Annotated in this window: 20 protein-coding genes; 6 read left to right on the top strand and 14 right to left on the bottom strand. The window is 51.9% G+C overall.

Annotated features, from left to right (window positions below; all coding sequences use genetic code 11):
• Positions 1–125: 125 nt before the first annotated feature.
• The 3 genes from ABD880_RS14395 to nagA all read right to left on the bottom strand — a co-directional run bounded on the left by ABD880_RS14395 (position 126) and on the right by nagA (position 4757).
• A complete protein-coding gene (locus tag ABD880_RS14395; protein ID WP_345167485.1) occupies positions 126–1058 on the bottom strand; it encodes a 1-phosphofructokinase family hexose kinase in 933 nt (310 codons plus the stop codon).
• A 190-nt stretch (positions 1059–1248) separates the two neighbouring features.
• Positions 1249–3345, bottom strand: coding sequence for a M13 family metallopeptidase (locus tag ABD880_RS14400; protein ID WP_345167487.1), 2097 nt, complete (start codon positions 3343–3345; stop codon positions 1249–1251).
• A gap of 263 nt (positions 3346–3608) precedes the next feature.
• Positions 3609–4757, bottom strand: coding sequence for an N-acetylglucosamine-6-phosphate deacetylase (gene nagA, locus ABD880_RS14405; protein ID WP_345167489.1), 1149 nt, complete (start codon positions 4755–4757; stop codon positions 3609–3611).
• A 145-nt stretch (positions 4758–4902) separates the two neighbouring features.
• Here nagA and ABD880_RS14410 point away from each other — a divergent pair, with 145 nt between their 5' ends.
• Positions 4903–5718, top strand: a complete 816-nt coding sequence (locus ABD880_RS14410) for a tetratricopeptide repeat protein (RefSeq protein WP_345167491.1) — start codon at positions 4903–4905, stop codon at positions 5716–5718.
• A gap of 18 nt (positions 5719–5736) precedes the next feature.
• On the opposite strand, the gene ABD880_RS14415 is transcribed toward ABD880_RS14410, so the two are convergent.
• The 5 genes from ABD880_RS14415 to ABD880_RS14435 form a co-directional block, all read right to left on the bottom strand.
• Positions 5737–8187 (bottom strand): TonB-dependent receptor domain-containing protein, encoded by a 2451-nt coding sequence (locus tag ABD880_RS14415; RefSeq protein ID WP_345167494.1) that lies wholly within the window; start codon positions 8185–8187, stop codon positions 5737–5739.
• 532 nt (positions 8188–8719) lie between these two features.
• Positions 8720–9430 carry a DUF4097 family beta strand repeat-containing protein gene (locus ABD880_RS14420; protein ID WP_345167496.1) on the bottom strand — a complete coding sequence of 237 codons (711 nt, stop codon included), beginning with the start codon at positions 9428–9430 and terminating at the stop codon, positions 8720–8722.
• A 30-nt stretch (positions 9431–9460) separates the two neighbouring features.
• Positions 9461–10282: a DUF4097 family beta strand repeat-containing protein gene (locus ABD880_RS14425; RefSeq protein WP_345167499.1), complete on the bottom strand. Its 822-nt coding sequence runs from the start codon at positions 10280–10282 to the stop codon at positions 9461–9463.
• A 67-nt stretch (positions 10283–10349) separates the two neighbouring features.
• Positions 10350–11276: a HEAT repeat domain-containing protein gene (locus ABD880_RS14430; RefSeq protein WP_345167502.1), complete on the bottom strand. Its 927-nt coding sequence runs from the start codon at positions 11274–11276 to the stop codon at positions 10350–10352.
• The gene (locus tag ABD880_RS14435; RefSeq protein ID WP_345167505.1) at positions 11266–11775 is read right to left on the bottom strand and encodes an RNA polymerase sigma factor; all 510 of its coding nucleotides are present in this window, start codon (positions 11773–11775) and stop codon (positions 11266–11268) included. Before ABD880_RS14435 ends, ABD880_RS14430 begins: the two co-directional genes overlap by 11 nt.
• A gap of 296 nt (positions 11776–12071) precedes the next feature.
• Here ABD880_RS14435 and ABD880_RS14440 point away from each other — a divergent pair, with 296 nt between their 5' ends.
• On the top strand, positions 12072–12875 hold the full coding sequence (locus ABD880_RS14440; protein ID WP_345167507.1) for a tetratricopeptide repeat protein: 804 nt from the start codon (positions 12072–12074) through the stop codon (positions 12873–12875).
• Between the two features lie 89 nt (positions 12876–12964).
• On the opposite strand, the gene ABD880_RS14445 is transcribed toward ABD880_RS14440, so the two are convergent.
• The 6 genes from ABD880_RS14445 to ABD880_RS14470 form a co-directional block, all read right to left on the bottom strand.
• Positions 12965–14146 carry a hypothetical protein gene (locus ABD880_RS14445; RefSeq protein ID WP_345167510.1) on the bottom strand — a complete coding sequence of 394 codons (1182 nt, stop codon included), beginning with the start codon at positions 14144–14146 and terminating at the stop codon, positions 12965–12967.
• A 70-nt stretch (positions 14147–14216) separates the two neighbouring features.
• Positions 14217–15074 (bottom strand): helix-turn-helix domain-containing protein, encoded by an 858-nt coding sequence (locus tag ABD880_RS14450; RefSeq protein ID WP_345167513.1) that lies wholly within the window; start codon positions 15072–15074, stop codon positions 14217–14219.
• Between the two features lie 66 nt (positions 15075–15140).
• Positions 15141–15473, bottom strand: coding sequence for a hypothetical protein (locus ABD880_RS14455; protein ID WP_345167515.1), 333 nt, complete (start codon positions 15471–15473; stop codon positions 15141–15143).
• A 67-nt stretch (positions 15474–15540) separates the two neighbouring features.
• Entirely contained in the window at positions 15541–16320 is a 780-nt protein-coding gene (locus ABD880_RS14460) for a hypothetical protein (RefSeq protein ID WP_345167518.1), read from the bottom strand.
• A 10-nt stretch (positions 16321–16330) separates the two neighbouring features.
• The gene (locus tag ABD880_RS14465; RefSeq protein WP_345167521.1) at positions 16331–18757 is read right to left on the bottom strand and encodes a penicillin acylase family protein; all 2427 of its coding nucleotides are present in this window, start codon (positions 18755–18757) and stop codon (positions 16331–16333) included.
• Positions 18758–19178: 421 nt separating this feature from the next.
• Positions 19179–19610 carry a Spy/CpxP family protein refolding chaperone gene (locus ABD880_RS14470; RefSeq protein WP_345167524.1) on the bottom strand — a complete coding sequence of 144 codons (432 nt, stop codon included), beginning with the start codon at positions 19608–19610 and terminating at the stop codon, positions 19179–19181.
• 205 nt (positions 19611–19815) lie between these two features.
• On the opposite strand from ABD880_RS14470, the gene ABD880_RS14475 reads away from it, so the two are divergent.
• From ABD880_RS14475 to ABD880_RS14490, 4 genes are all read left to right on the top strand, one after another.
• Positions 19816–21132 (top strand): M16 family metallopeptidase, encoded by a 1317-nt coding sequence (locus tag ABD880_RS14475; RefSeq protein WP_345167527.1) that lies wholly within the window; start codon positions 19816–19818, stop codon positions 21130–21132.
• Between the two features lie 93 nt (positions 21133–21225).
• Positions 21226–23298 (top strand): insulinase family protein, encoded by a 2073-nt coding sequence (locus tag ABD880_RS14480; RefSeq protein ID WP_345167530.1) that lies wholly within the window; start codon positions 21226–21228, stop codon positions 23296–23298.
• 775 nt (positions 23299–24073) lie between these two features.
• Positions 24074–25324 carry an efflux RND transporter periplasmic adaptor subunit gene (locus tag ABD880_RS14485; protein ID WP_345167532.1) on the top strand — a complete coding sequence of 417 codons (1251 nt, stop codon included), beginning with the start codon at positions 24074–24076 and terminating at the stop codon, positions 25322–25324.
• A gap of 8 nt (positions 25325–25332) precedes the next feature.
• Positions 25333–26793, top strand: coding sequence for a TolC family protein (locus ABD880_RS14490; protein ID WP_345167535.1), 1461 nt, complete (start codon positions 25333–25335; stop codon positions 26791–26793).
• The last annotated feature ends 99 nt before the right edge of the window (positions 26794–26892 follow it).

The following is a 26892-nucleotide window of genomic DNA, read 5'->3' on the forward strand; positions in this document are numbered from 1 at the left end:
CCTTTTTAATTTTGGGCGGTTCTTTCTCGTGAATTAATAGAAAAGCCTTCGTTTTCGGCCTGAATTATGTAAAACAGGCAGAAAACGAAGGCTGGCAAACTTCTCCTAAACCTTATGCAGGGGAACTAGCTTCTTGTCTTTAACCAAGCGTAAATTTCCTCTACGTCTTCCATGCGGCAGAGCTCAGAGCCGGGCGTCATAGAGGTGGCGGTACCGGTGGCCACGCCGTATTTTACCACATCAGACCAAGGCCATCCCTGGGTGAGTTTTAAGACCATGCCGCCCACCATGCTGTCGCCGGCGCCCACGGCGCTTTCGGTTTTGACGGTGGGCGGCACTATGTATTCAAAGCCGTCTTTGGTGGCCAACATGGCGCCGCGCGGGCCCAGGGAGACCACTAGTATCTCGCTCTTGCCCTCTTCAATCACCTGCTTGGCTAGCTCTTCTTGTTCACGGGCGTTGATTTTCTCCTTTCCGGCCAGGGCGGCCAGTTCGTTTAGGTTGGGCTTGAGCAGGTAGATGCCTTGGCCGGCAGATTGCAACAGCGCCTCTCCTGAGGTGTCCACCACCAGCTTGAAACCTTTTTTGACGGCTATCTGGGCAATCTGGGCATAGAAATCATCGGGCACGCCCGGCGAAAGGCTCCCAGAGGCCACTACAAACTCGGGTGTCTCTTCCAGGTCTTCCAGGGCTTGCAAGAGTTGTTGCCATTCGGCGTCGGCTATGGGCGGGCCGGGCATGCCAAACCTGAACTGCTGACCAGTGGCGGTTTCATAGACCATCAGGTTTTCGCGGGTCCAGTGCGCACAGGGGAACGCCCTGAAGGCCACGCCTTCCTCTTTCAGCAAAGTCCCTAGCAACTCACCAGATCCACCGCCAGACAGGTACCAGGCACAGGATTCACCGCCCAGTTTCTTGATGGCCCGGGACACGTTGATGCCGCCGCCGCCGGGCTCATAGGTGGGCTGTTCACAGCGCAGTTTCTTTTCTGGGACTACTTTGTCCAGGCGGGTGCTTTTGTCTAGGGCGGGGTTAACGGTGATGGTGATGATTTTCATGGCAGGCGTCAGGTTGAACCTTAACTAACGTGCCTTTGAAAGCTGAGTTGGAGACAGACCTTTTCAAGTACAGAAAATGGCAGTGGCGTTTTTAGGCTAATTATCAGAAAAGAGGGCAAAAACGGCTATAACAGAAACGGCCCGTCTACCTGTAGACGGGCCGTTTTTACGCATGCCTGATCAGCTAAAACTACCAGATCTTCACGCGTTTCTCTGGGGCCAGATACAGGGAGTCTGTGGGCTTCACGTTGAAGGCGGTGTAAAACTCTGGGATGTTGCGCACCACGCCGTTCACTCTAAACTTAGCCGGCGAGTGCGGGTCTGTGGACACCTGGTTGCGCAGGGCTTCTTCGCGGGCTTTGCTCAGCCAGGCCTGTCCCCAACCCAAGAACACGCGCTGGGTGCCGGTGAAACCGTCCAGCACCGGGGCTGGCTTGCCGTTGAGGCTGTTGTTGTAAGCCTTGAGCGCAATGCTCAGACCACCCAAGTCACCAATGTTCTCGCCCAGCGTGAAGGCTCCGTTCACATTCAGGTCTGGGAACACTTTAAAGTCATTGTACTGGGCTACCAACGCGTTGGTGCGTTTCTTGAATTCCTCGCGGTCTTTGTCTGTCCACCAGTTGCGGAGCACGCCGTTGCCGTCAAAGGTGCTGCCCTGGTCATCAAAGCCGTGCCCAATCTCATGGCCAATCACGGCGCCAATGCCGCCGTAGTTCACGGCGTCTTCGGCGTTGAGGTCAAAGTAAGGCGGTTGCAGAATGGCGGCCGGGAACACAATCTCATTGAGCGGTGGGTTGTAGTAGGCGTTCACGGTTTGCGGCGTCATCTGCCACTCACTGCGGTCTACGGGTTTACCCAGTTTGTCCAGGTTGCGCTTGTACTCAAAAGCGGTGGCGCGTTTCATGTTACCGTACAGGTCGTTCTTAGCAATTTGCAAGGCAGAATAGTCGCGCCAGTTGTCTGGGTAGCCAATCTTGGGCGTGAATTTGCTGAGTTTGTCCAGCGCCTGTTTTTTGGTTTCCTCCCCCATCCAATCCAGTTCTTTGATGCTGGACTCATAGGCTTTGATGAGGTTGCTCACCAAGGCTTCCATGCGTTCCTTGGCCTGCGGCGGGAAGTGCTTTTTCACGTACACTTTGCCCACAATCTCACCCAAGCTACCGTTAACTACGCCTACCGCGCGGCGCCACTGCGGCTGTTGCTGTTGCATGCCATACAGAGTCTTGTTGTAGAACTCAAAGTTCTGCTTGTCCAGGGCAGACGTGAGTGAGGCGGCCGAGGAGTTGATAAGACCCCATTGCAGGTAATTCTTCCAGGTGGCAACAGGTGTGCTTTTGATGATGTCATTGGCGGCTTTCATGTACGCCACCTGTGTAATGACAATGCTGTCTTGCCCGGTAATGCCCGCTTCCTGCAAGAAGCCGGTCAAGTCAAAGTCAGGCATCAAGGCTTTGGCCTTGGGCATGGAATACTTGTTGTACAGGGCCACTATGTTGCGGGTGTCCTCCTTTTTCATGTGCTTGGTGGCCAGCTTGGTTTCCAGGGCTAGAACCTGGCTGGCTTTTTCCTGGCCTTTGCTGATGCCCGCCAAGGTGAACATCTTGCTTACATGGTCCAGGTATTTGGCACGTATCTCTTTGGACTTGGCATCCTGTTGCAGGTAATACTCGCGCTCTGGCAAGCCCAGGCCGCCCTGCCAGGTGAGGAGCATGTGCTGCGTTGGGTTTTTAAAGTCTGTAATCACACCCACGCTAAACGGTATGCTAACGCCGTACTGGTTGGCGTAGGCAAAGTAGCGAGCCAGGTCCTTGTGGGTGTTGATGGCCTCTATCTTCTGGAACTCGGCTTGCAGGGGCTTTAGGCCAATAGAGTCCCGCACGCGCATGTCCAGATACGATTCATACAGGTCGCCAATCTTCTGCTCATCAGAGCCGTTGGCAAACTTACCCGCCGCCGATGCCTCAATGATGGCCTTGACGTCCTCTTGCGCCTTGTCATTCAAAATAGAGCCAGCGCCATAAGAAGCCTTGTCTGCCGGAATCTGGGTGTTCTTAACCCAGGTGCCGTTCACGTAGGCGGTAAAGTTGTCGCCGGGGTTGACAGATGGGTCCATGTTGGCTTTGATGATGCCCGAGCGTAATTGCGGCTCTTCCTGCGGAACGGTGGCTACGGCTACCTCAGCAGCGGGCTTTTGCTCGGTGGTCATAGATTTGCCGCAACTTACGGTCAGCAGCGCGCCGGTGGCCAGCAAGGCAATCTCTGAAAGTGTTCTAGTTCGTTTTAGCATGATGTTTTCTGGTTGAGAAGAAATGTGACGGGTATGTTCTTGATAGCATCTAACGGGTACTTTGCCTTTACGGCAGGGTGTACTGCAAGACTTGTTTCTAAGCCATGGTAGTTAGTAGATGATAAAGGGAAAGTATTACAAATAATCAAGAAAGCCATATCCAAGCATCTGATTTTGCCCTGCCTGTTGAGAATGCAGAGGTTGTAGAGGTAGGTTGAATACAGGCGTTTTTGGCTTGTTTTCCAGAAAACAGGCCAAAAACGCTACCCTTCTAAATGCACCGGTTGGCCGTCTACCCACACTTGTTGCAAGGACAGATCTTGGTTAAGCACCGTGATGTTGGCGTAAGAACCTGGAGTGAACTGGCCCACCTTGTTTTCCATTTGCAAGACCTGCGCGGGGTATAGGGTGGCCATTCTCAGGGCTTCTTCCAAGTCAAGGCCCACTAGTTGTACGGTGTTCTGCACGGCTTTAAGCATGGTAAGGGCAGAACCGGCCAGCCGACCGTCCTCGGTCTCACAGCGGCCGTTGCGGTAGTAGGACCTGAAGTTTCCGAACTGGGTGTAGGGAATGTCTGAGTTGACGCAAGCGGCGCAGTCAGAGATTAAAAGCAGCTTTTGGCCCAAGGCTTTCTTGGCCAGCCTCACCGCCGCCGGGTGGCAATGTTCACCGTCTACAATGATGCCCGTCCAAGCCTGTCCAAAGTCTAGCGTAGCCGCGGCCAATCCGGGGTTTTTGGTGTCCATGCCGCTCATGGCGTTGTAGAGATGCGTCACTGCGGTCACGCCTTTCCGGAAGAAGTCCATGGCCTGGTCATACGTGGCCAAGCTGTGCCCGGCAGACAAGACAATGCCGCTTTCTAGCAGCCGTTGCAAAACGGAGTCTTCCACGCACTCAGGAGCCAGGGTCAGGTACTTGATCACGTCTTGGCCTGCTTCCAGCAGAATGTCCAGCTCTTGGTGGGTGGCCGTCCTGATGCAGGCCACATCATGCGCCCCGGCTTTCTCCAGACTAAAGTAGGGACCCTCCAGGTGCATGCCCAGAAACGTGCTGGGGTGCTGGTGCATGGCTTGCCGAACGGCCTCAATGGTCTCCAGAATAACCTCCTGAAACGCTGAGATGACCGTGGGCAGGAAGCTGGTGGTCCCAAACTGCAGGTGCGCGTCCCGGATGGTGGTCAGGCTCTCCAAGGTAGGGTGCTGGGTGAAGTAAATGCCGTTTCCGCCGTTCACCTGCAGGTCTACAAAGCCCGGGCAGATGCTGCCGCCTTGGGCGTCTACCTGCATTACGTCTGCCGGTAGGTCTGCTTGGGGGAGAATCTCCAGCACCCGGTCCTTTTCAAAAAGGAGGGCGTGCTGTTCATAGACTGAATGACCTGAGTAAATGGTACCGTTGGTGAGGGCCTTGCGCATGGGGGAATCCGTTTTTGGGCTAATTTCTGGAAAACAGGCCAAAAACGCTAGGAGAGATAGAGAGAGAGAGGCAGGCAGGCCTTTGGCTTCGTGTTAGAAACAATCCCAAAAACCTTATCTTTATCCTCTTCATCCTCCAGCCGTCATGAGAAACGTTTGCCTGTGCCTTGTCTTCTTCTTCTCTACGCTTTTTACGGGCTATGGTCAATCAAAAGAAGACCTCCTGGCAAGTGGCAAGGCCCACTTAGAGAAAAAGGAATTCCAGGCGGCCCTAGCGGCTTTCAATGCCTATCTTAAACTAAACCCTACCAGCGCAGACGGCTATTTTTACCGCGGACTTGCCCAAACAAGCGGCGGCATGATAGACCATGCCATTCCAGACTACACCAAAGCCATCGGCCTGAATCCAAACCATGTACAGGCCTATCTAAAACGCGGCGAATTACACCTGATGTTTGAGGAGTTTGACAACGCCAGCGCTGATTTTAGAAAGCTCATAAAACTAGACCCGTCCAATGCAGATGGGTACTTAATGCAAGCCATCCTCAACCATAGGCTTGGCATCTACCATGAGGCGTTGCCAGATCTGGAGAAGGCCATTCAGCTGAACCCCAAGAAAGCAGAATCTTTTTACTACCGAGGCCTCACCTACAAAGAGCAGCAGAAGTACCCAGAAGCCGTGGCAGATTTACTGCAAGTGGCGGTGCTGGATCCTGAGTTTAACAGCATCCAGTATGACCTGGGGCTTGCGTATTACCAATGGCAGAAATATCCAGAGGCCCTCACGTGCCTGGACAAAACGATAGCCCTCTCGCCAGACTGGCAAAAGGCCTACCGCTTGCGTAGTAAAATAAAGCTGGCCTTAGGTGACAAGAAAGGAGCCGCAAAAGACCTTGCCATTGTAGAAGACCTCAAAGAGGCAGACGAGCCTTGGGCAAAAGATGAACGCGACGATTTTTAAATTCTCCTAAACCAGTTCTCATTCCCCCTGTTTCACGTCATCGTTTCTAATCACTTTCTTTTTGCGCGCTGGGCTGGCAGACGCCTTCTGCCGTCCAAATTTATAGTCAAAGCTAAGGCGCACGGCCCGGTTAAAGTTTCTATTCTCGTTGGTCTGCACAAAGGCTTCAGTGACGGTCTCCTGCCCGAAGTTCACGGATTTGGTAAACGGGTTGTTGACGCCCAGGGTCAGGCTGGCTTTCTTCTCCCAGAACTCCTTTTTCACGGCCAGGCTGTATTGTTGCCAGGCTAAGGCACGCCCTTGCAAGGTGACTCTGGGCGAGTTGAACATACCCGTAAATTGACCCGAGAAGCCTTTGCCAAACTCATAGCCCGTGGTGAGGTTGAGGTTGTACTGCCAGCCGGTAGCCAGTCCGCCCAGGCCCTGCAGGCGGTTGTAATAGGCGTTCAGGTTTCCGTTGAGGCTGAGTGAAGGAACTGGTTTGGTAGAGCCCGAGAGGTTAAGCCCGTAGCTGAGCAACTTGCCGGCGTTCACAAAGGTGTTCTGTGCCACGCCTTCGTCAATGCCCAAGGTCACCTGCTGGATGGCGTTGTCAATCTTTCTCAAGTACAAAGTGGCCATGATAGAGCTGGTCTTGAAGAAGGTGCTATAGCCCAGTTCATATAAATGCGTGAGCTCGGGGTCCAGCGCCGGATTGCCAAAGAAGACGCTTTTGGGGTCCCGGCTGTCGCGGTACGGGTTGAGTAAAAAGATGTGCGGCCGCTGGATGCGCTGGGTGTAGTTGGCCTTGACCGTGTGAATTTCCTTGACCGTTCTGGACACCGAAAAGCTGGGGATGAGCGTGTGGTACTCTTGGTTGAGCGAGGTTTGGGTGCTGGTGAAATCCCCGCTGAGCCAGGTGTGCTCATACCGGCTTCCCACTTTTACGGCGTACTGCTTGGCCAGCGTGAATCCATAGGACAGGTACCCGGCGGCCACGTCTTGGCGGTAGTGAAAGTTGTTCTCCTCAGACAGGGACTTGTTCTCTAGCGGAAACCGGATGTCATACTGGGCATCGCTTTCGGCGCGGCGCAGAATAGCTTTCACGCCCACCTCTAGGGTGGCTTTGTTCAGGAACGGGTGCGTGTAGTCTGTCTGCAAGGTAAGCTCCCGGTTCACGTTCTGGTTGGTGTTGCGCTGTACATAAAACAACTCCTCTTGCTGCGTGAAATGGTCCTGGTCTATTAAATTACCATGCTCTGACCGACTGTACTGCCCCAACAAGGTAAACTCCTGCTGCGGGTTGAAGATGTGGGTGTAATCCAGGTTGACGTCGGTGCCCAGCGGGGTGTACTGGTACTGGTTGGTGTTCCTGATGTAGGCGTAGGGCCGGGCCATGGTAGAGGTGGTGATTTGCTGGTTCTCGCCGCGGTACTTACCCTGGTTGATTTTGACGCCCGCCGAAAACAGATTGACAGAGTCCAGGTCATAGTCCAGGCCCAGTTGCGCGTTGCTCCCGCCCCCAAATACTTTCCCGTCCCCGTCCTGCACGGTGATGATGTCTGGGCCCTCTGCAAACTCCTGCCGGTACATGCCAAAGCCTTTGGGCACGTCATAGGTAAAGGCGCCTATGTTCAGGTTCATGCCTAACTTAGTACGCCGGGCGTTGAGCGTGCTATTGAGGTTGGTGCTTTGCGTGCCCACCATGCCTGCCACGTTGCCATGCACGCCCGGCAACAGGCTTTTCTTGGTGATGATGTTGATGATGCCGGCAGAACCTTCAGCGTCATATTTAGCCGAGGGGCTGGTAATCACCTCCACGCTCTTGATCATGTCTGCCGGAATCTGCTTGAGCGCATCTGCCACGCTGGTAGCTAGGAGGCTGGAGGCTTTGTTGTTCACCAGCACCCGCACGTTGCCAGAGCCCCGCAGCTGCACGTTGCCATCTACGTCTACCGTGAGGGAAGGTACTTTCTTAAGCACGTCCTCGGCGGTGCCGCCCGCGTTGGTGATGTCCTGGTCGGCGTTGTAGACCAGGCGGTCTGCTTTGTCTTCTATCAAGGGCTTTTGCCCTAGCACCATCACCTCCTTCAATTTGTTTTCTTCAGGGCTTAATTTGATGGTAGGCACCGTCATGTGCAACTGAGTTTCCGTTACTAGAATGGGGTTGGTCTTGTATGGTTTGTAGCCCACATACGAGACGGTTATTTGGTACTGGCCCACTGGCACCTTGCTGAACGTGAACTGCCCCTTTTCATTAGAAAGTGCACCTTCTACTGTTTGAGTAGAATTGGAGAGCATGAGGGCCACCGTGGCAAATTCTACGGGTTGACCGCTGGTAGAATCTGTAACCGATCCGGTGATGGTACCCAAGGTTTTATGGGACGCTGAACTAGATAGGGAAGCGCTTAAGGCCTGCGCAAACGAAGCAGAACTATTGCTCAGGAAAAGGCACAGCAATCCCAGTAAAAAGTGAAGACTTTTTTTCATAGGTAAGATAGAATTGAGGCGGTAAAAGATGTGGTTGAAAAGCCCTATGAAGGCTAGAAGCGTTTTTAGGCTGTTTTCTGAAAATCAGGCCAAAAACGGGAGGTGAGGATGAGGGCGGTTGTTGATTCTGTAGAGACAACAGCACTGCCTTGTCTCTCACGCATTGCTCATTATCTATTAATGTAATAACACCCCCCTAGCCCCACTCAAAGGGGGAATCTGCGTTTGGCAATGATTCTTGGCACAGACGCTGGCAGGTTCTGCCGGGCGTAATGAGGTTTTTGAGTTAGCGGCATTGGCGGTTTTAGCTTATTTTCCGGAAAACGAGCTAAAAACGGAGAGCCTGCATTAACTACCAGCAGGTCTGGATGAATGCGTCTTTGTCATTCCACTATCTCCTCCCGGAGCAAGTCCGGGAGCTTCAACTTTAAAGGAAGACGGAATGCGCAGGCCATTTCTAATTCATAATTTCTAATTTTTAATTCCTTTGGTTTTCGGGCTGTTTTGGCCAAAACAGCCCGAAAACCAAAGGCTACTTTTTCTTGCGCAGGTAGATGTTGTTGCTGATGGATTCCAGTTGGATGGCAGAACCGCCCTTGTTGACATCGCCTTTGAGTTCATAGCCTACTATGGGCATCTCTTTTTGCTTGCCTGCGAAAGCAATGGATAAATCTGTGAAGACTTCGCCGGTGATGGTTTTGAGGGCCACGGTAGCGCCTTTCTGGGTGGGCCAGTCCATGTCTACAAAGCCAGAGATGGACTTGGCGTTGACCGGGCCGGTGAAGCCTCTTAGCTCTACATCGCCGTTGATGGTTTCTAGGGTGAGGTTGGCGTCACGGGGCAGGAACACCTCATAGTCAATTCTTACGCAGGCGCCCCGCTTCCTTTCGCCTTTTTTATAATCGCTGAAAGTTGTGGATGAACCCTCTGGGCAGACGCCTTCATAGTTGCTGTTTTTAAGGTACTCGTGGTCCAGATCTGTGAGGACAGAAAGCTGTTCTGCGCTGGGCGTGAAGGTAATCTTCATGGCGTCATTGCCTTGGCCGCCGTTGATTTCATAAGTCACCTTTACGTAGGCTTCTTTCTTGTCCCAGGCGGTCACCTTGACGGCGTTGCCAAACTTGAGGTTGAGGTTTACTTTCTTGCTGGCGGGCAGGGTAAGGGTCTTCTCCACGGTTTTCTTCTGGGCATAGAGGTTCCCGGCGCCCCACAATAGCAGGGCGATCAACAATAACTTTTTCATGGTAGGTAAGGTGTTAGGTGCCTGGTAGGATTATTTTTTCTTGCGGATGTAGATGTCGCTGGAGATGCTTTTGACGGTCATTTCTACGCCGCCGCCGTTGGTCTTGCCACTAATGTTTCCGCCCCCGCCAATGCTGGGTAAGTCTGATTTTCCTGTTTTCTTCACCTCCATGTCAAAGTCTGTGTAGATTTCGCCTTGCATAGCTTCCAGTTTGTAGTTGGCTTTGGTGTTGGCGGGCAGGGTGATGTCAATGTCTGCGGCCACGGCAGAGAGAGCGCTGGGTTTGTCTTGCGCCAGGGCAGAGAAGACCACCTTGAGGCTGCCGGCGGTAGAGTTGGCCACCACGGGTCCGGATACGTTGGTGAAGGCGGCATCTGTATTGTTTAAATGGGCCTCAATCTCACCGTTCATGTCTTTGATGGTTAGTTCGCCGCCGGTCCAGTTGACTTCTTTGTACACGATAGCGGCATTCTTAGGCACTCTAATGGTGTAACTGGCCTGGTTGCGCGATGCCTTGGTGATGGAGAGGACGTTGTTCTTCTTTTCTACCGCCAAGCCTAGTTTGGTATTGTCCTCTACCTGGTTGTATAGCGGTTTGAGGCCTTTCGCCCGCTCTGGCGGGGCGCTGTAGTCATTGGTTTCAATAAGTACCTCGTCGCTGTTGTGGCCAATGATTTCTACGCTGCTACCGTACATGGTAAACTGCACCTGTCTGTCCTTGCCATCGCCTAGTTTTACTTTGTAGGTCATGGTGTTGGCGGGCTTTGTTGTGCTCTGGGCAGGCTTGCTTTGCGCAAAGACGTTTCCTGAGAGGAGGAGGCTGGCTCCTGCTATGATGAATAACTTTTTCATGTCTGTTGAGATAAGTAAATAAGTAGTTAGAAGAGCAGCGCGTACCATGGATGACCGCTCTTGGGCTTTAGATAAGGGTGCCCAGTCCCTCTTGTGCTTTATGTTTGACTATGGGCAATACATTTTCCTGGTTGGCCAACTGCTCCAAGTGGGGCAGGGCCCGCTTCTCCTTAAGGCTAATGACGATGTCAATGAGGGTGATCTGCATCATGGGGTCTGTCTGCGTAGCCAATGCCTGTATAAAGGCCTGCCGGGCTTCCTTCTGGTCTTTAAACCGATAGAGCGCCTCACAGGCGGCCAGGCGCACGTTCACGTTGTCATCCTTGCTCATGGTCTTGATGAGCAGGTCCATCACTTTTTTGCTTTCTGCGGGAGTAAGCCCTTCTGTGGGTAGGTCCTGGCTCACCAGTTGCAGGCGGGCGCTGGCAGAGGCAACCACGGGTATGCGGGCAGTTAACAGCGGCCTTGTTTTCTGCCTGGGCGAAGAGTCTCTAGCTGGATTCTTTGGGGCTGGGCTGTATTCTGGGCTTGTTGTCACCTGAGTGGCTTTTTCTGCAGGCGTGCTTTCTTCTATTATTGGTTGAGGTTCTTCTTTCTCCTGTTGAACCACTAGCTGGCTTTGATGGGTAGCTAGGCCGTTGTTAGAAGGGCTCATGAAATAATAACCGGCCCAGAACGCTACTAACAACAGACTGATGCTGGCGGCCATCTGCCAACCGTAGGCCACAAAGAAGTTTGGTTTTTTCTCTGGTGCCGGTGCAGCCCCCGCTCTTGGGTTTTCAATCTTCTCAAACAACCAGTCATCAGACAGAAACTTATCTATTTTGACGTGCTGCTCCTGCGCATAATGGTTGAACTGGAGAGCATGCGGCTTAAGATGGTCTGGCAACAACTTGGTTTCCTGGAAGAAGGTCTTCAGGTGCGCTTCCTCTGCCAGGGTGCTCTCTCCGTCATAGTATTTCTCTAGCAGGCGTTCTATCGGTTCAAATGGCATAGTCTTCTAACTTTAAAAGTCCGTCGCGTACGCTTTTTCTGGCTCTGCTCAAGGTCACCCGGATGGCGTTGACGTTGGCGCCCGTGATTTGTTCAATCTCTGGGTAGTCGTAGCCCTCTACATCGCGCAGGTGCAGGATCAGGCGCTGTTGCTCTGGCAATAACTGGAGCAGTTCCTGCACTTTGCTTACTTGGTCTGCCAACTCATAACGTTGGTATGGGTTGGCTTCCTGAGCGCCCAGCTCCAAGTCCACCACGTCTACCATGTGCCTTTTTTTTCTGGACTTGATTCTGTCTAGGCACAGGTTCTTGGTGACGGTCATGGCAAACGCCTCAATGCTGGCGTAGGCGTGGAGCTTGTGCTTGTGGGTCCAGAGTTTCAGGAACACGTCCTGCAAGATGTCCTCCGCCTCTTCCTTGTTCTGCAACAGGAAGAGCGCCAGCCTATAAAGCTTCTGTTTGGCCGGGAGTACCTTGGTTTTAAACTCTTGTAAATCCATTCAATAACAAAGACGACGCAGGCGGCAGGTCATTACAGCCTTTTTGAAATTTTTTTATTTTTTTCTGGAAGATGGAAGCGAAATACCCTTTTAGGGTATCTAAAAGAGGTTTCTGTCTGGGAAGATGCAGATAATTTAGCCGGAAAGAAAGACTCCGTTTTTGGCCCGATTTCCAGAAAACAGGCTAAAAACGGCTTTTGCGTGCCTAAGGCCACTAGCTACTTATTTGCGAGGATTGCGCTGGAAACTCCACCGTAAATCTCTTATCTTTATGGTCTTACTTTTGGAATCCCCCTATGAGTCCCCGCTTTTTACTTACCCTGCTTTTCTTTTTTACGCTTTTACCAGGCTTTGGCCAGACGGCGCAGGAGTATTTGGGCAGAGGAGCGGCTAAGCTGGAGAAAGGTCTCTTTGACGATGCCATTGTAGAGCTGGATAAAGCCATCGCCCTGGACTCTCTTAACGCCTTAGCGTACTATCACCGCGGTAACGCCAAGTTTGACAAAGAAGCCTTCAACGCCGCCAAGGCAGATTACAGGAAAGCCATCCAGCTCAATCCCAACATCGGCTCGGCTTATTTTAACCTGGGCGTGATTGCGTTTAAGGGTGGTTTTTACCCGCAGGCAAAAGAGAAGTTTGACGAGACTCTCATCTACCAGAAAGATAACGTGACGTGCTACTACATGCGCGGGCTGGTGAACCATGAGCTGGGCCAGTACAACGCCGCCATCGCAGATTTGGATTACGCCCTGGCCCTGGACCCCACCTATTATGACGCGCTAGCCCAACGCGGGCATACCAAAGCCTATTTGCAAGATTTTGACGGCGCCTTACAAGACCTAGAAAAAGCCATTGCCTTAAACAACAACCTGGAGTTTGCCTATGCCTACCGTGGGTATGTGCATTATAAACGGGAAGAATACAAAGAGGCGTTGCAAGACCTGGACCAGGCCCTGGACATCAATGAAGATTTAACTGTTGCCTACTTGTATAGAAGCCACGTGAAAGCCGTCCTCAAAGACAAAAGAGGCGCCTACCAAGACATGGCCAGCTCAGATGACGAAGGCTGGGAAGAGGAAGATCCTATAATTTGGGAATAACTCAGCACACTACCGCCATTTCAATACAAGATTCCGTTTTTAGCCTGTTTCTCATAAAACAAGCCAAAAACGGAGTTTTTTGTTTAGATCTACCTTACCTGAATAGTCATGGATTGTTCTTTACCCGATGCAGAACACAAGACCACTTTATAGGTTCCTCTAGGCAAGGCCAACGCCGGAGCGTCTAAGGCATTTTCAATCTCCACTACATCTACCGGTACGGCATTGGCAGGCTCACCTGCTTTATAAGCCAAGGCTAGAACTGGATACCCCAACGTGATTTGTTTTTTAGTCAATTTGTAAGGCTTTCTACCTTCCAGCCACACCCAGTGGGGACGGCCGTTGATACGCTTGGTTTTAGGGTGCACCACCACTACATCAACGGTGCGCTCAGAGCCCGTTCCCGTGAAAGGTGCTTTGGTGGTTTTGTTGAAGTACACTGCCGGGTACGGCACCTTGGACAGTTGCAGGAAAGGCTCATCAAACCGAGGCGCGCTGGTAGGTGTTAAGCTTTCCTGGTCCACGGTGAACGGGTCCAGGCCGGTGAACTCCTTCAGCCTACCGGCCATGGCTTTCTCCCAGGCTGGTGACGGACCTTCATTGGCGTGGTCAAACCCGCAGTGGATAAGCATCTTGGCCTTGGGGTCTTTCTGAAGCATCTGCTGGATGTTGCGGGCCTGCCCAATCTCGCGCTCCCTGCCGTTGCCTTCGCTGTCATAGCCAAACACGGTGTAGCCTAACCGCAGTGCCTCTCTTATTAGGTTGCCCATTTGTGGTTCTTTGGTATAGTAACCGCTTGTCTGCACGGGGTATTTTCGTTGGTTGAGGAGGCCGTCGTTTTGGTCCAGCGCTTCCAGCGCCAGGTAGCGGTAGCCCTGCTGGTACAAATCTGCCAGTAGACTTTGCGTGAAGGCCCGGTGTAAAGGATTATGATGCGACTCATTGATGATGAACAACTGGTGTTTTTTGGCCTGCTCTAGTAAATAGGTCTTGGCTGGGCTGGGCGTGTAGGTTTTGAACAAGGCGCTGTCCTGGCCCGAGACTTTTCGCCGCATGGTAGGATATTGTGCATCCCACACCTGCAAAGCCTGTGCATAATGCCCGGCAAACGAATATTCCCAAGCGCCTTTCTGGTGTTTCCAAGGCACGGTGTCCGTTTTTATCTGCTGGTCAATCTGGCCAGATAAGCGGTAGGTATCGGGCTTAGTTTGCGCTGACGCGGAGAGCGTGCCCAAAACTAAAAACAACGGAAGTAGGAGATGTGCTTTCATAGGAAACGGCTAAGGAAAGCACAAAGGAAAACCATCTACCAGTCCTGCGCTTGTATTTTTCAGACAGCGGCTACTTTTCTTGCACAAACTGGAAGATGAGCTTATCATTTGCCATCGTGTCAATGGAGCTGAAAAAGGTGCTGGGATTGGAGCCGGTGAACTGCTTGTAGACCTTGTTAAAATAAGCTTGGTCATAGAAGTTGCTGGCGTAGCCCAGTTGGGTAAGTTTTTGGAACTGCGCATCTACCAACTTGTTGTTGAGCGAATGCCTGAACCGCGCCACCTTGCGGTAACCCACCGGCGAGATGCCCACATGCTTCTTGAACAATCTATGGAAGGTTCTGGGGTGTAGTTTTAAATGTTGGGCTATTTCCTCCACGGGCAGTTCCTCGTCAAACTGCGTGAGCAGAGTGATTGCCTCCTGCAATACCTCATACTCCGGGAAAGGCCGGTACACGCTCAGTAGAAAGTCTTCCAAGGTTTGCGCGCGCTCCGTGTTGTCTTGGGTAGCGTAGAAAGCGTTTAAAAACTGGTGATATTCAGGGAGGGCATCCCAGGCGGTGAACAGCTGTGAGTCTTTGGGCGCCACTTCCAGAAAAGGCACCGACAGGAAATGATTAAGCCCTAAGGGATGAAAGATAATGGTGACTTTGTCTAACCGGCCTTGCAAGTGCGCGCGCAAGGGGAGTTCGCGCATGCCCTGCACAATGGCCAGGTTCGGTTGGCTGGGGTCTTCAAAGACGCGGGTGTGGTAGTCTTGTATCTGGCACTTGGCCTTCTGGTGAATGTTTAGAACCGTGTTGGTGCTCGGGAAGGCGTAATACTGCGTCTCAAACTGGCTGGAATCAGTCTTCAGGAAATAGTAGTATTGCAGGTGTTTCTGCAACAGCGGGTGTCGGGGCGTAAAAGGAGTGGGCTGGATCTCCATGGATTAAAAATAGAAAATCTGAGTCAGTCGTTTTCGGGCTGTTTTCCAGGAAGTAGGCCAAAAACGCTACACCAAGGCGCGTCGCACAAAGAACCCCGACACGGCGCTCACGCCGCCTACCAAACCACCCAGCATCACCGTCACCACCAGCAACACCCACGGCGACCCAACGGTGAACATCTCTGCCACGCGCGTACTCAAAATCCCATCACTCATTATCTGCCAGAACAGCGCCGCGCCTAGCCACGTGAGACCCACTCCCAAGAAGCCCGCCGTAAAGGCCTGTCCGCCTCTATGCGCTTTCCAGAAAGCCAACGCAAAACACACCACCGGCACGCTCCACCAAGGCAGAAACAACTGGGCAATCAGGCTGAGAATAAGAACGAGGAGGAAGAGCATATGCGTGAAAATTTGAGTGGTCGTTTTTGGGCTGTTTTAGGGGAAAGAGGCTGAAAACGGAATAGGGTTACGGCATTAAGAGAATGTCAATGAGAACCTGGTTGCCTTCTCGCCATTTGAGCCAACCTGTTACAGGTTCTTTGCACTTCTGTATAAAGGTATGGCAGGGCTCGCCTTCATATGGGTTTCGCTCTTTATTGTAAAAGCAATCATATGTTACTTTCACCCAGTCTCCTGTTACTTCTTGGGGGCAGAACATCTCATGCCCTTTCGGAATTTCTATTGACTTTGACGACTTATTAGGTGCTTGTTTAACCTCTTGTTTATACGTGTTGGTACTAGCCAGGTCACCTGTTTTCCTTCTTATCCCAAAAGAATTTAGTATGTATTCTTCCCAGGTTTCAAAGCGATAGTCTTTTGTTTTAGGAAAGTATTTTACTTGATCAGCGTTCGCCAGAACCTTGTAATATCTGCTAGTTTCTTGGAGACATACAAAATGAAAAATACTGTAATCTGGAAAATAGAACTTGGAGCAAACAACATTGGATGGTGTCTCACTAGAATCTGTGTTCCACCTAACATATCTTTTGGTTAGCAAGCTGTCATGGAACAATTCAAAAATGGCAGGAGCACTAACCAGCCCGATGCCTAGTGTAGGGGTTTCATTTTCATCCTGGCAGTCTGTATTGGTTGTTTGTGCTTCTTCTTTAAGAAGAACTTCATATTCTTTATAAGTGGATTCTGATACAGAAATAGGTTGTTCTTGTGTAAGGGGCGCTTTCTCAGATTGCCGGCAAGAAGCAATTACAAAACAGAATAAGAGAATGAAGAGTAGTCTGTCCATCATTTGAATATAATTACTTCTTCCCCTTCATCACCCAAACCACACCTGTCTTCTCTTTCCTATCCTCAGCAGACTTCAAGAATAACAGTTCATGCAGTTTGCCTAAACGCCAGTCTTCTATCAGGTTGTCATAGAATTTACTTCCAGGATTGCCGCTTTGGCCGCCGGGGTACACGCCGTAGGCTTTCACCTGCGGACCCATTTCTACCACCATGCGCCAAGACGGGCCGTGACTTCCGTTGAGGGCGTTAATGGAGTTGGCGCTCCCGCCCGCAAACAGCTTCTGCCCGAAGCCCGGTAACCGTGCCATGTGCCCAATGCTGGAGTTCTTGTGATGTCCCCACTGCCATTGGTCATTCACGGCGCCGTAGTCTTTGGTCAGGCTGTCCACTGCTTGGGTAAAGGACAGCCAAATGACGTCCTGCATGGTCTCCTTTTGCGGCGTAGAAATGTTGTCAAACCATTTGGCGGTGGGTTCCTGTAACAGCATCTGCACGGTCCTGTCACGGGCCGGTACCTTGAAATTCTCCACGGGGAACTCGTCTCGCCAAGTGTTTCTGCTAAGCGCTTGCCACCATTCCTCAAATAATGAAGGCGCAACGGATTCTGCCACATACTGGTACTTCCAGGAACGGAGTGCTTGATAGGCTTTCTGCTGAGCTGGCGTAAAAGCTGTAGAATCTAGGTTGTTCAACAACGTAGGCAGTACGTTTTGCGCATGCACATTAAAATTATCTAGTTGCAAACGCTGGAAGCTGTCGGGTACGGCCTTGGTCATGGCGGCTAGCCGTTGGTTAATGCGGGCACTGCGCTCATACCCGGCAAACGATGCCCCCAAATAATAAGGATAGTCTTTGGGAGACACCGGCGATTGGTTGGCTGAACTTACAAACCCTCTTGCCGGGTTCAAGACCTGCGGTACTTGGTCCATGGGAATCCAGCCTTGCCAGTCGTGGGTGGGGTTGGTGCCGTCCAGTAGATATTGGCCCTGGCCTTTCCATTTGTTGGGGAAGAGCCCGTTAGAGATGATGGCAATGTTCTGGCTGTCAGCGTAGACGAAGTTGAAGGCCGGGGCCGCCCAGGTGGTCAGCGCTTTCTTGAAGGCCGGGTAGTTGGTGGCGCGGTTCACGCCGTGTAAGGCCATCAGTTCGTTCTGGGTGTCATGAGCCGTCCAGCGCAGGGCGTGGCCAATGGGCGTCGTGCCTTTGCGGTACGGTTCCTCATTGGGTAGATAAGCCACTGGCCCGTGGTGCGTGTACAGCACTGTGTCTATTTTGGAGTCCTTGCCTTTGATTTTGATTTCCTCCAGCACACGGGTGATGGGCTTCCATTGGTTGTCGTGCCAGTATTCCCGACGCGTGGCGTCCTTGAATCTGACTTCGTACCAGTCTAGCACATCTGAGCCTACGTTGGTCATGCCCCAGGCTATGTGCTCATTAAAGCCTATGCCCACGCCCGGCGCACCCGGAATAATCACGCCATACACGTTCACGCCTGGCGCATGCAACTGCACCGCGTGCCAGATAGACGGCAAACTCAAGTTCAAGTGCGGGTCTGAAGCCAGCAAAGGATAGCCGTTGGCAGTACGCGCGCCGGTTACGGCCCAATTGTTACTGCCCAGGTTTTCGGGCTTCTGCCGTTCTAAGGTATGAGATGCCAAACCGGCCACAAACTCTGCCGGCGTAGTTGGAATGGGCAAAGGCTTAAAGCTTTGCGGCGTGCCTACCGGAATAATGGGTTCTTCCCTAAAAGGATACTCCGGAAAAAGGTCTTGCATGACGGAAGTCCCATATTTGCGCAGGTTGTTGGTCATGCGCAAATCATCAGAGAAACCGGTCATATCATAGGCCAACATCTTCAGCAAGAGCGCCGTCTTCAAAGGCGTCCAAGCCTCTGGCGCGTATTTCAGGAGTTTGTATTCCAGTGGGTAGCCCCTTGGTGAAAGCTGTTGAATGTAAGCGTTCACCCCGGCGGCGTAGGCGTCTAGCAAGGCTTTAGAAGCAGGGTCAGAGCCGAATTTTTGCAGAGACTCCCTGGCAGATTTCATCATGCCCATACGGCGCTGGTACTGGTCCATAGCCAGGGTTTGGTCCCCGATAATCTCAGAAAGCCTACCAGCCGCGGCGTGCGTCATGAACTCCATCTGCCAGAGCCGGTCTTTGGCCGTGACGTACCCTTGGGCTAGGTACAGGTCATGGTCGTTCTGCGCGAAGATGTGCGGCACCCGCAAGGAGTCAAACCGAATCTGCACCGGCGCCCGCAGTCCCTCAATGGTCAGTTCCTCAGACGTAAAGTCCCCGTCCCGTTCACTGTTCACCCAGAAACCTTCATACGGACTCAGAAACGAGCCCATGGCCGGCACCACGCCATAGGTTCTGTTGAGACCATAGATTACCAGTACTGCAAGGAAGGTGGCCAGAGCCGCTTTCAACCATTTCATAGAAGCAGAAAACAAAAGGATGCGTCCTGAAAGATAGCCGTTCCGCCTTCAGCGGACAATTAAAAATTAGAAATTAAGAATTAGAAATTGGATGACGCATTCCGTCCCCCTTTGAAGGGGGTAAGGTGATGATAAGGACGGTTGCATAGCAAAGAACTGTTACTAAACGCAGATTCTCCCCTTGAGGGGGGCGAAGGGGGTGTTTACACCAGCAGATAAATTATGCAATGCGTGAGAGACAAGGCGGTGCCTGGTCTCTACATCGTCTCCAACGTCCCCTCATCCTAACCTTCCCCCTCAGGGAGAAGGGACTTCGTTTATCCGTTTTTGGCCTATTCCCCAGAAAACAGGCCAAAAACGCCATTCAAAGAAAAAGCCGAAGCGGTGGGCTTCGGCTTTTCTGTTATCTAAATGAGAAGGATTAAATGTCTCCTTTGGTTTTGGTAGTGCCTTTGATGGGTTGGCGTCCTCCTCTGCCTTGGCCTTGCTCCATCTGCTTGGCGAGCATGGCAGCAAACTTCTCCTGTTGGGCGGGCGTCAGGATGGCGTTGATTTCGAGGGCGCGTTTCTGGGCTTGGGCTTGCATGGCCTGGCGGTCTGGACGGGTACCAGGTGTGCGCAGTTTATCCATTTCCTGCACAGAGGCCGTCACAATGGCGGTGATTTTAACCGTCTGCTCTGGGGTAAGGTCCAGTTGCTTCTGGTAGCGCTGTACCTGGGCCTGGGCGCGTTGCTCGGCGGTGAGGGTGGCTCTGGGGTTGCTGGAGTTAGTTTGTTGCGCGAAGGCGGTGGTGCCCATCAAGAAAAGTACAAACGCAAAGGCCAACCGGGTTACTTTCTTAAATGTCATCATACTAGATAAGGGGATTAAAGGGTTTACAGCTTAGAACGCGAAACCGACCAAAGGTTAATATACACCCAAAAATTTATTTCTAGAGGCAAGGCAATCAGGTCAATAGAATTGATTTCCATTTTTTTGAGTTAATTTTAAGGACGATTCACTTTTTGAGTACGCCAAACCAACCAAACGGACCCTTACTTTTTTTAACGCTTTTTGAATGAAACGCTTATTGTTGAGTACCCTGTTGCTGGGTGCCGGCCTTACCGCCGCCGCGCAGAGCAACAAGATTGCCTTCACAGAATACGACCTGCCCAACGGTCTGCACGTGATTCTGCACCAAGACAAAACCACCCCTACCGTTGCCGTTACCATGATGTACCATGTGGGCTCCAAGAACGAAGACCCGCGCCGCACCGGTTTCGCGCATTTCTTTGAGCACTTGATGTTTGAAGGCTCTGAGAACGTGGAGCGGGGCAAATACATCAACATGATTCAGAGCGCGGGCGGGGCCGTGAACGCCAACACTTCCTTTGACCGCACCTACTACTACCAGATTCTGCCGTCCAACCAACTGGCCCTGGGTCTTTGGATGGAAGCTGACCGCCTCAAGTCTGCCAAGATTGACCAGCAGGGCGTAGAAACCCAGCGTCAGGTAGTCAAAGAAGAGAAGAAGCAGCGCATTGACAACCAGCCCTACGGCACCTTGCTGGAAAACACGTTCTCTACGGCGTATTCGGTGTTTCCGTACCGTTGGACGCCCATTGGCTCTGCACAGTACATTGATAAAGCGTCTCTACCGGAGTTCATGAACTTCTACAAGACCTACTATGTGCCCAACAACGCTACCCTCACCATTGCCGGAGATTTGGACGTGAACCAGACCAAGGCGTGGGTGGAGCAGTATTTTGGCAGCATTCCTAAAAGCAACATTCCCATCATTAGACCCAGCGTCACCGAGCCTGCCCAGATGGAAGAAGGCCGCCGCGTGATTTTTGATAACATCCAGTTGCCAGCCGTCATCCAGGCCTATCACATTCCGGCGCAGGGCACCCCAGATTCTTACGCCATTAACTTGTTGACGACCCTATTATCAGGTGGACAGAGCTCACGCCTGAACAAGGCATTGGTAGACAACCAGCAGAAAGCGGTGCAAGTAGCCTCTATCCCCATGCCCTTGGAGCACCCGGGCTTGTTCATCAACCTAGCCATTGCCAACATGGGCGTAGATGCGCAGGAATTGGAGCGTGCTCTAGATACAGAAATTGAACGCGTGAAAACCGAGCCCATCACGGAGCAGGAGTTCCAGAAACTGCGCAACAAGATTGAAACCGAGTACATCAACGGCATTTCTACCCTAGAGGGCCGCACCGAGAAGTTGGCTACCTATCACATGCTTTACAAAGACACCAACCTCATCAACACCGAGCTGGGCAAACTGCTGGCCGTGACCAAAGAGGACATTCAGCGGGTGGCTAACCAGTACCTCACCAAAGAGAACCGTGTGGTGTTGCATTACCTGCCAAAGGGTAGATAATTTGAAGATGTGCAGATTTGAAGATTTGAAAATGAGCCGAATAAGAGTGCTGTTTCAAGCCTTCAATAGTTTTAGTTTTTAGTTTAGATTTCGATGAAAAGATATATTTCCATTTTCTGTTTAGCCCTTTCTGCCGCGGTAGTAGGCGTGGCGCAGGCACAGCAAACACCACCGGCGGCCGGTCCCGCTCCTACCATTCAGTTAGGTAAGTATGAGTCGTTTGAGTTGTCCAATGGCTTAAAAGTGTACGTGGTAGAAAACCACCAACTGCCCAAAGTGGCCATGAGCCTGGTACTAGACCGCGACCCTCTGCTGGAAGGCGACAAAGTAGGCTTGACCTCGGCGGCCGGTTATCTCATGCGCAGTGGCACCGCCTCCCGCCCTAAAGACAAACTAGACGAAGAAGTAGATTTCATTGGTGCAACCTTGAACACCAGCGCCGCCGGTTTCTCGGCGTCTGCCCTTAAAAAGCACTTGCCCAAATTGATGGAGCTGGCCGCAGACGTGACCTTGAATCCGCAGTTTAACCAGGCAGAACTAGACAAGTTCAAGAGACAGATGCTCTCTAACCTGGCCGCGGGCAAGAACGATCCTGTCACCATGCAGCAGAACCTGCAACAGGCACTGTTGTTCGGGAAGAGCCATCCGTATGGCGGCGTCATGACCGAGAAGACGGTGGAAAACATCACCCTGGCAGATGTGCAGAAGTACCACGCTACCTACTTCAGACCAAACATTGGCTATCTGGCCATTGTGGGCGATGTGACGGTGAAGGATGCCAAGAACTTAGCCAAGCAGTATTTTGGTAAATGGAAGAAAGGGGATGTGCCCAATGCCAACTATCCGGCACCTACGGCATTGCAAGGAAACCGAGTAGCCTTTATTGACCGTCCTAACGCAGTGCAGTCCCAAATCTCGGTGACTTATGCGGTAGACCTGAAGCCCAACAACCCAGACGTCATTGCAGCTACCTTATTGAACAACATCCTGGGTGGTTCTTTTGCGCGCCTGGATGCCAACCTGCGCGAGAAGCATGCTTATACCTACGGCTCCAACTCGTCCCTTTCGGCAGATAAACTGACAGGCTACTTTACCGCCTATGCCAGCGTACGCAACCCAGTAACAGATAGCGCTTTCACCCAGATTCTATTTGAGATGGACCGCCTGCGCAAAGAACCGGTACCTGCGCAAGAGTTGCAGAAAGTACAGAGCATGATGACGGGTTCCTTCGCGCGTTCTTTGGAGAACCCTTTGACGGTGGCCATGTTTGCCATCAACACCGCCCGTCACGGCTTATCTAAGGACTATTACGCCAATTACCTGAAGAGCGTAGCGACCGTGACCCCGGCAGACATTCAGCGCGTGGCCCAGAAGTACCTGCAGCCAGAGAATGCGCATTTATTGGTGGTGGGCAATGCCCGTGAGGTAGCCGGTTCCTTAAAACGCTTTAACACTAGTCAGCCCATTGCCTATTACAACGCGTTTGGTGAGAAGACAGAGGCGCCCATCAACTCGCTTCCGGCGGGCGTGACGGTGCAAAGCGTGCTGGCGTCTTACATAAAGGCCATTGGCGGCCAGGCCAACCTTGAGAAAGTAAAGGACCTTACCTTAAAGCGCACCATGAAAGTGCCGGGCGGTGAATTAGCCGTAACCCAGCAGCAGAAAGGCTTTGACAAACTGTTGCTGACCACTAAATACATGACCGATGAGCTGAACCGCGTGACGGTGAATGGCAACCAGGGTGCTATCACCTCGCAAGGGCAAGTGAAGGAGCTAAGTGGCGTAGAGATACAGGACCAAAAGCTGGAAGGTATTCTATTCAGCGTGCTTAACTATGGCAACCTGGGCGTACAACTGGCCCTCAATACCATGGAAAAGGTAGAAGGCCGCGATGCCTACAAGCTGGAGCTGACCCTGCCCAGCGGTAAAAAATCCTTCCATTACTTTGACGCAGAAACCAGCCTGAAAGTACGCGAGGTAGCCACTGAGCAAACCTCTGTAGGCACCGCCAACCAAACCACCGACCTGAAAGACTACCGCGAAGTGAACGGCATCAAGTACCCGCACCAGATTGACCTGCACATTGGCGGCCAGGTACTCACTTCAACTGTGACCAGCATTGAAGTAAACAAGAACCTGAAAGACGATTTGTTCAAAGTGAAGTAAGCCATTCTTTCTAAGTTAATTTCCGCTCTCGTTTTTGGCCTGTTTTCATGAAAACAGGCCAAAAACGAGAGCGGTTTTTTTGTGTCTAGTCTAAACTTGAGGAAAATGCTCAGACCAGCAATTCTTGAACTCTCACTGCTTTCCTCTTTTGTCATCCTGAAAGGACCTTGTGGGAAAGCTAGACGGGCAGTGGCTATACGCACTGCTTGCGTTTTCAGCCTCTTTTCTGAAAAACAGCCTGAAAATGCATTTACCTGCTTCAAGCTTATAGCTTGGAGCTAAATATGGCGCAAGTTTTCAACTTGCGTGCATCAGCGGCAGAAACAGCAAGTTTGTAAACTTGCTCATAAGCTACCCACAAGTTGCCGCTTCGCTCAAACTTGCGGGAGTTGTCACTTAGCAACCGTCATTACAACTTGCCCACAAGGTCCTTTCAGGGTGACAGAAGAAAAGGATTGCCAACCCATAGATAGTATGAGTTGCCAAATCCAGATTACACAATGAGCACCATTTTTTACTTCATCTTTTGGTAGCTTTTACTTGTGCACCTCTCCTCGTTTTTAGCTCGTTTTCTCAGAAACAAGCCAAAAACGAAAACCCTATTCCCTGCCTGAAAACTACCTTGATATAGCACTACCTACTTGACCACATCTGGACTGGATTGTCCACTTCTGGACAGTAGGTTGCGATGAAATAGTTTGTAAATCACTGAAAAACAAATATTTATAAGTTGGCACGGCGCTTGGATACAAAATGGTACCAAACCTGTATTAAAATGGATAGAGAATTACCACAAACCGTTGTTCAGCAAGCCAAGCGCCGCCGCCTTTGGGTGATAGGTGCCGTGGTGGCAACTGTGTTGCTGGGAGTGTTGGGCTTCCGGCTTTTGCTAGAGACCAGAGTGGCGAAATCTGAATTACGGTTTGCCACGGTAGAGGTAGGCGCGGTGGAAGCCTCGCTCACCGCCACCGGTACCGTGGTCCCTGAGAACGAAGAGGTCATCACCAGCCCCATCCAAGCCAAGATAGAACGCGTGCTCCATACCCCCGGCGACCAAGTAACCGCTGGCGAATCTTTGCTTCAACTAGACAAACAACTGGCCCAAACCTCTTTTGAAAAACTGAGAGACGAGCAGCAACTCAAGCAGAACAAGACCGCGGCGGTAGAAAACGACCTGAGAAAGAATGTGAACCAACTCCGCTCCCGCTACGCCGTGCAAGAAGTGCGCGTGAAAAGCTTACAAGCCGCTCTGGCAGACGAACAATATTTGCTCTCTATTGGTGGTGGCACTAAGGAAAACGTGAAGAAAGCCGAGCTGGATTTGAAAGTAGCCAACCTGGAGCTGAACCAACTGCAGCGCCAGATCAAAGACGAGCAAGAAGCCGCCCGCATAGGCATGAAAGACGTGGGCTTTGAGCTGGAGATGAAGCGTCGCGACATCGGACAGTTACAGCGCCAACTAGACCAGGCAGACGTGAAAGCTTCGCGCAAAGGCGTGGTAACCTGGGTGAACGAAGAGATTGGCGCCACCGTCAACGCCGGTGAGCCACTGGCCCGCGTAGCCGACCTGAGCAGCTTCAAAATCAAAGCCACCATCTCAGATACGTACGCCGAGCAATTGAAAGTAGGCGGCCCCGTGACCGTGCGCATCAACAATACGGATTTGCGCGGGGAGATTGCCAACATTCAGCCTAAGGTGGAGAATGGCATCATCACCTTCTATGTACGTTTGCAAGAGAAAAATCACCAGGCTTTGCGGTCTAACCTACGGGTAGAGGTGTTTGTGCTCACAGACTTCCGGCCAAATGTATTGCGCGTGAAAAATGGACCTTTCTATACAGGGGCCAAGGAGCAAGCCGTGTTTGTGGTGCAAGGAGACAAAGCCATCCGCCGGACGCTGAAGACCGGAGCCAGCAACTTTGACTTCGTGGAACTGCAGGGAGACATCGCCGCTGGTGAGCAGATTATCTTCTCCAATACCAAGGAGTACGCGCATCTCAAGGAGCTTCATATCACCAACAACTAGGTCGCGTCATGAAAAAGACATTCCTTTCTTTAGTTGCGCTAGTGCTACTGGTCCAAACTACGCAGGCACAACAGCCGGGCCGACAACTGACCTTGCAGGAGACCATTGACCTGGCACTTAAATCTTCTATTGGTGCCAAGCAGATTGCTACCAACAAAACCAGCAGTTACTGGCAGTACCGCACCTTCAAAGCCAATTACCTGCCGCAACTTTCTTTGACGGGTACGGTGCCTAATATGTCCAGAAGCATTGTGCCAGTAGTGCAGCCAGACGGAACCACAGATTTCAGGGCGGTATCCATCAGTAACTCAGAACTGGCTTTGACGGCCTCGCAGGCAGTAGGCGTTACGGGCGGACAGTTTTTTGTGACTACGCAGAGCCAGCGTTTTGATGATTTTAACCAGGACCAACGCCGTTACAATTCGTTTCCGGCCATCATTGGGTTCAGTCAGCCGTTGTTTGGCTACAACCAACTGGCTTGGGCCAAGAAGATTGAACCGCTACGCTATGAAGAGGCCGAGCGCCAATACCTGGAAGATAGAGAGACCTTGGCCACAACCGCCACCCAGCGTTTCTTTGAAGTGCTTTTGCAGCAGGTGAATTATGACATCGCGTCTAAGAATGTGGCCAACAACCAAGCCCTGTTCAAGGTAGCCGAAGAGAAGTACCGCCTAGGCCGCCTATCCCGCAATGAATTGTTGCAATTGAAACTGAGCTTGATGAACGCGCAATTGGCGCAAGCCGAGGCCTCCACCGAGTTGAAAACCGCTACCATGCAATTTGCTGCTTATGTGGGTTTACCGCAGGGCGAAAGAATTACGGTGCTTGCGCCAGAGGAAGCCCCTACTTTACTGGTAGACGAGCAGGCCGCCTTAGACCAAGCCAAACAAAACCGCAAAGAACGCTTCCAAAACCAGCGCAAGGTCTTGCAGGCTCAGGAAGACGTAGCCGAGGCGCGAGGCAAAGGCGGTTTCAACGCCAACTTGTACGCCACCTTCGGGTTGACCAAAAGCGCGAATAACTTTGGAGAGAGTTTTGCCCAGCCCGAAAACCAACAGCAGGTGACCTTGGGCTTTAGCGTGCCGCTGGTAGACTGGGGGCAACAAAAAGGAAGAGTGAAAACGGCGCAAGCGCAACTGCAACTCACCCAATACACTGTGGAGCAAGAGCAGACTGCCTTTGAGCAAAGCGTTTTAACCCAGGTGAACCAGATAGAATTGTTGAAAGAGCGCCTTCGCATCACCGCCGCCGCAGACTCCATTGGCCAGGAACGCTATGACATCACCAAGGCCACGTTTCTGGTAGGCCGCATCAGCATCACCGACTTGAACATCGCCCTGCAAGAAAAAGACCAGGCCCGTCGTGCCTTCATCTCCGCGTTGCAGGATTTCTGGGTGGCTTATTACCGCCTGCGGGCCCTTACTTTATATGACTTTGAACGCGGCCAGCCATTACTAGCCAAAGAGTAACTGTTTTTGGCCTCTTTTCCGGAAATCAGGCCAAAAATGACAGCACGCATATCGTCCCCCTTCAAAGGGGGACGAAGAAGTACCTGATTGGAAAGAAAA

It is taken from the genome of Nibribacter koreensis (assembly GCF_039541795.1).
Lineage (GTDB): Bacteria > Bacteroidota > Bacteroidia > Cytophagales > Hymenobacteraceae > Nibribacter > Nibribacter koreensis.

Bases quoted from the DNA above. Each gene is read 5' to 3' on its own strand.
- ABD880_RS14395 (WP_345167485.1), bottom strand. From the start codon at position 1,058: ATGAAAATCATCACCATCACCGTTAACCCCGCCCTAGACAAAAGCACC.
- ABD880_RS14400 (WP_345167487.1), bottom strand. From the start codon at position 3,345: ATGCTAAAACGAACTAGAACACTTTCAGAGATTGCCTTGCTGGCCACC.
- nagA (WP_345167489.1), bottom strand. From the start codon at position 4,757: ATGCGCAAGGCCCTCACCAACGGTACCATTTACTCAGGTCATTCAGTC.
- ABD880_RS14410 (WP_345167491.1), top strand. From the start codon at position 4,903: ATGAGAAACGTTTGCCTGTGCCTTGTCTTCTTCTTCTCTACGCTTTTT.
- ABD880_RS14415 (WP_345167494.1), bottom strand. From the start codon at position 8,187: ATGAAAAAAAGTCTTCACTTTTTACTGGGATTGCTGTGCCTTTTCCTG.
- ABD880_RS14420 (WP_345167496.1), bottom strand. From the start codon at position 9,430: ATGAAAAAGTTATTGTTGATCGCCCTGCTATTGTGGGGCGCCGGGAAC.
- ABD880_RS14425 (WP_345167499.1), bottom strand. From the start codon at position 10,282: ATGAAAAAGTTATTCATCATAGCAGGAGCCAGCCTCCTCCTCTCAGGA.
- ABD880_RS14430 (WP_345167502.1), bottom strand. From the start codon at position 11,276: ATGCCATTTGAACCGATAGAACGCCTGCTAGAGAAATACTATGACGGA.
- ABD880_RS14435 (WP_345167505.1), bottom strand. From the start codon at position 11,775: ATGGATTTACAAGAGTTTAAAACCAAGGTACTCCCGGCCAAACAGAAG.
- ABD880_RS14440 (WP_345167507.1), top strand. From the start codon at position 12,072: ATGAGTCCCCGCTTTTTACTTACCCTGCTTTTCTTTTTTACGCTTTTA.
- ABD880_RS14445 (WP_345167510.1), bottom strand. From the start codon at position 14,146: ATGAAAGCACATCTCCTACTTCCGTTGTTTTTAGTTTTGGGCACGCTC.
- ABD880_RS14450 (WP_345167513.1), bottom strand. From the start codon at position 15,074: ATGGAGATCCAGCCCACTCCTTTTACGCCCCGACACCCGCTGTTGCAG.
- ABD880_RS14455 (WP_345167515.1), bottom strand. From the start codon at position 15,473: ATGCTCTTCCTCCTCGTTCTTATTCTCAGCCTGATTGCCCAGTTGTTT.
- ABD880_RS14460 (WP_345167518.1), bottom strand. From the start codon at position 16,320: ATGATGGACAGACTACTCTTCATTCTCTTATTCTGTTTTGTAATTGCT.
- ABD880_RS14465 (WP_345167521.1), bottom strand. From the start codon at position 18,757: ATGAAATGGTTGAAAGCGGCTCTGGCCACCTTCCTTGCAGTACTGGTA.
- ABD880_RS14470 (WP_345167524.1), bottom strand. From the start codon at position 19,610: ATGATGACATTTAAGAAAGTAACCCGGTTGGCCTTTGCGTTTGTACTT.
- ABD880_RS14475 (WP_345167527.1), top strand. From the start codon at position 19,816: ATGAAACGCTTATTGTTGAGTACCCTGTTGCTGGGTGCCGGCCTTACC.
- ABD880_RS14480 (WP_345167530.1), top strand. From the start codon at position 21,226: ATGAAAAGATATATTTCCATTTTCTGTTTAGCCCTTTCTGCCGCGGTA.
- ABD880_RS14485 (WP_345167532.1), top strand. From the start codon at position 24,074: ATGGATAGAGAATTACCACAAACCGTTGTTCAGCAAGCCAAGCGCCGC.
- ABD880_RS14490 (WP_345167535.1), top strand. From the start codon at position 25,333: ATGAAAAAGACATTCCTTTCTTTAGTTGCGCTAGTGCTACTGGTCCAA.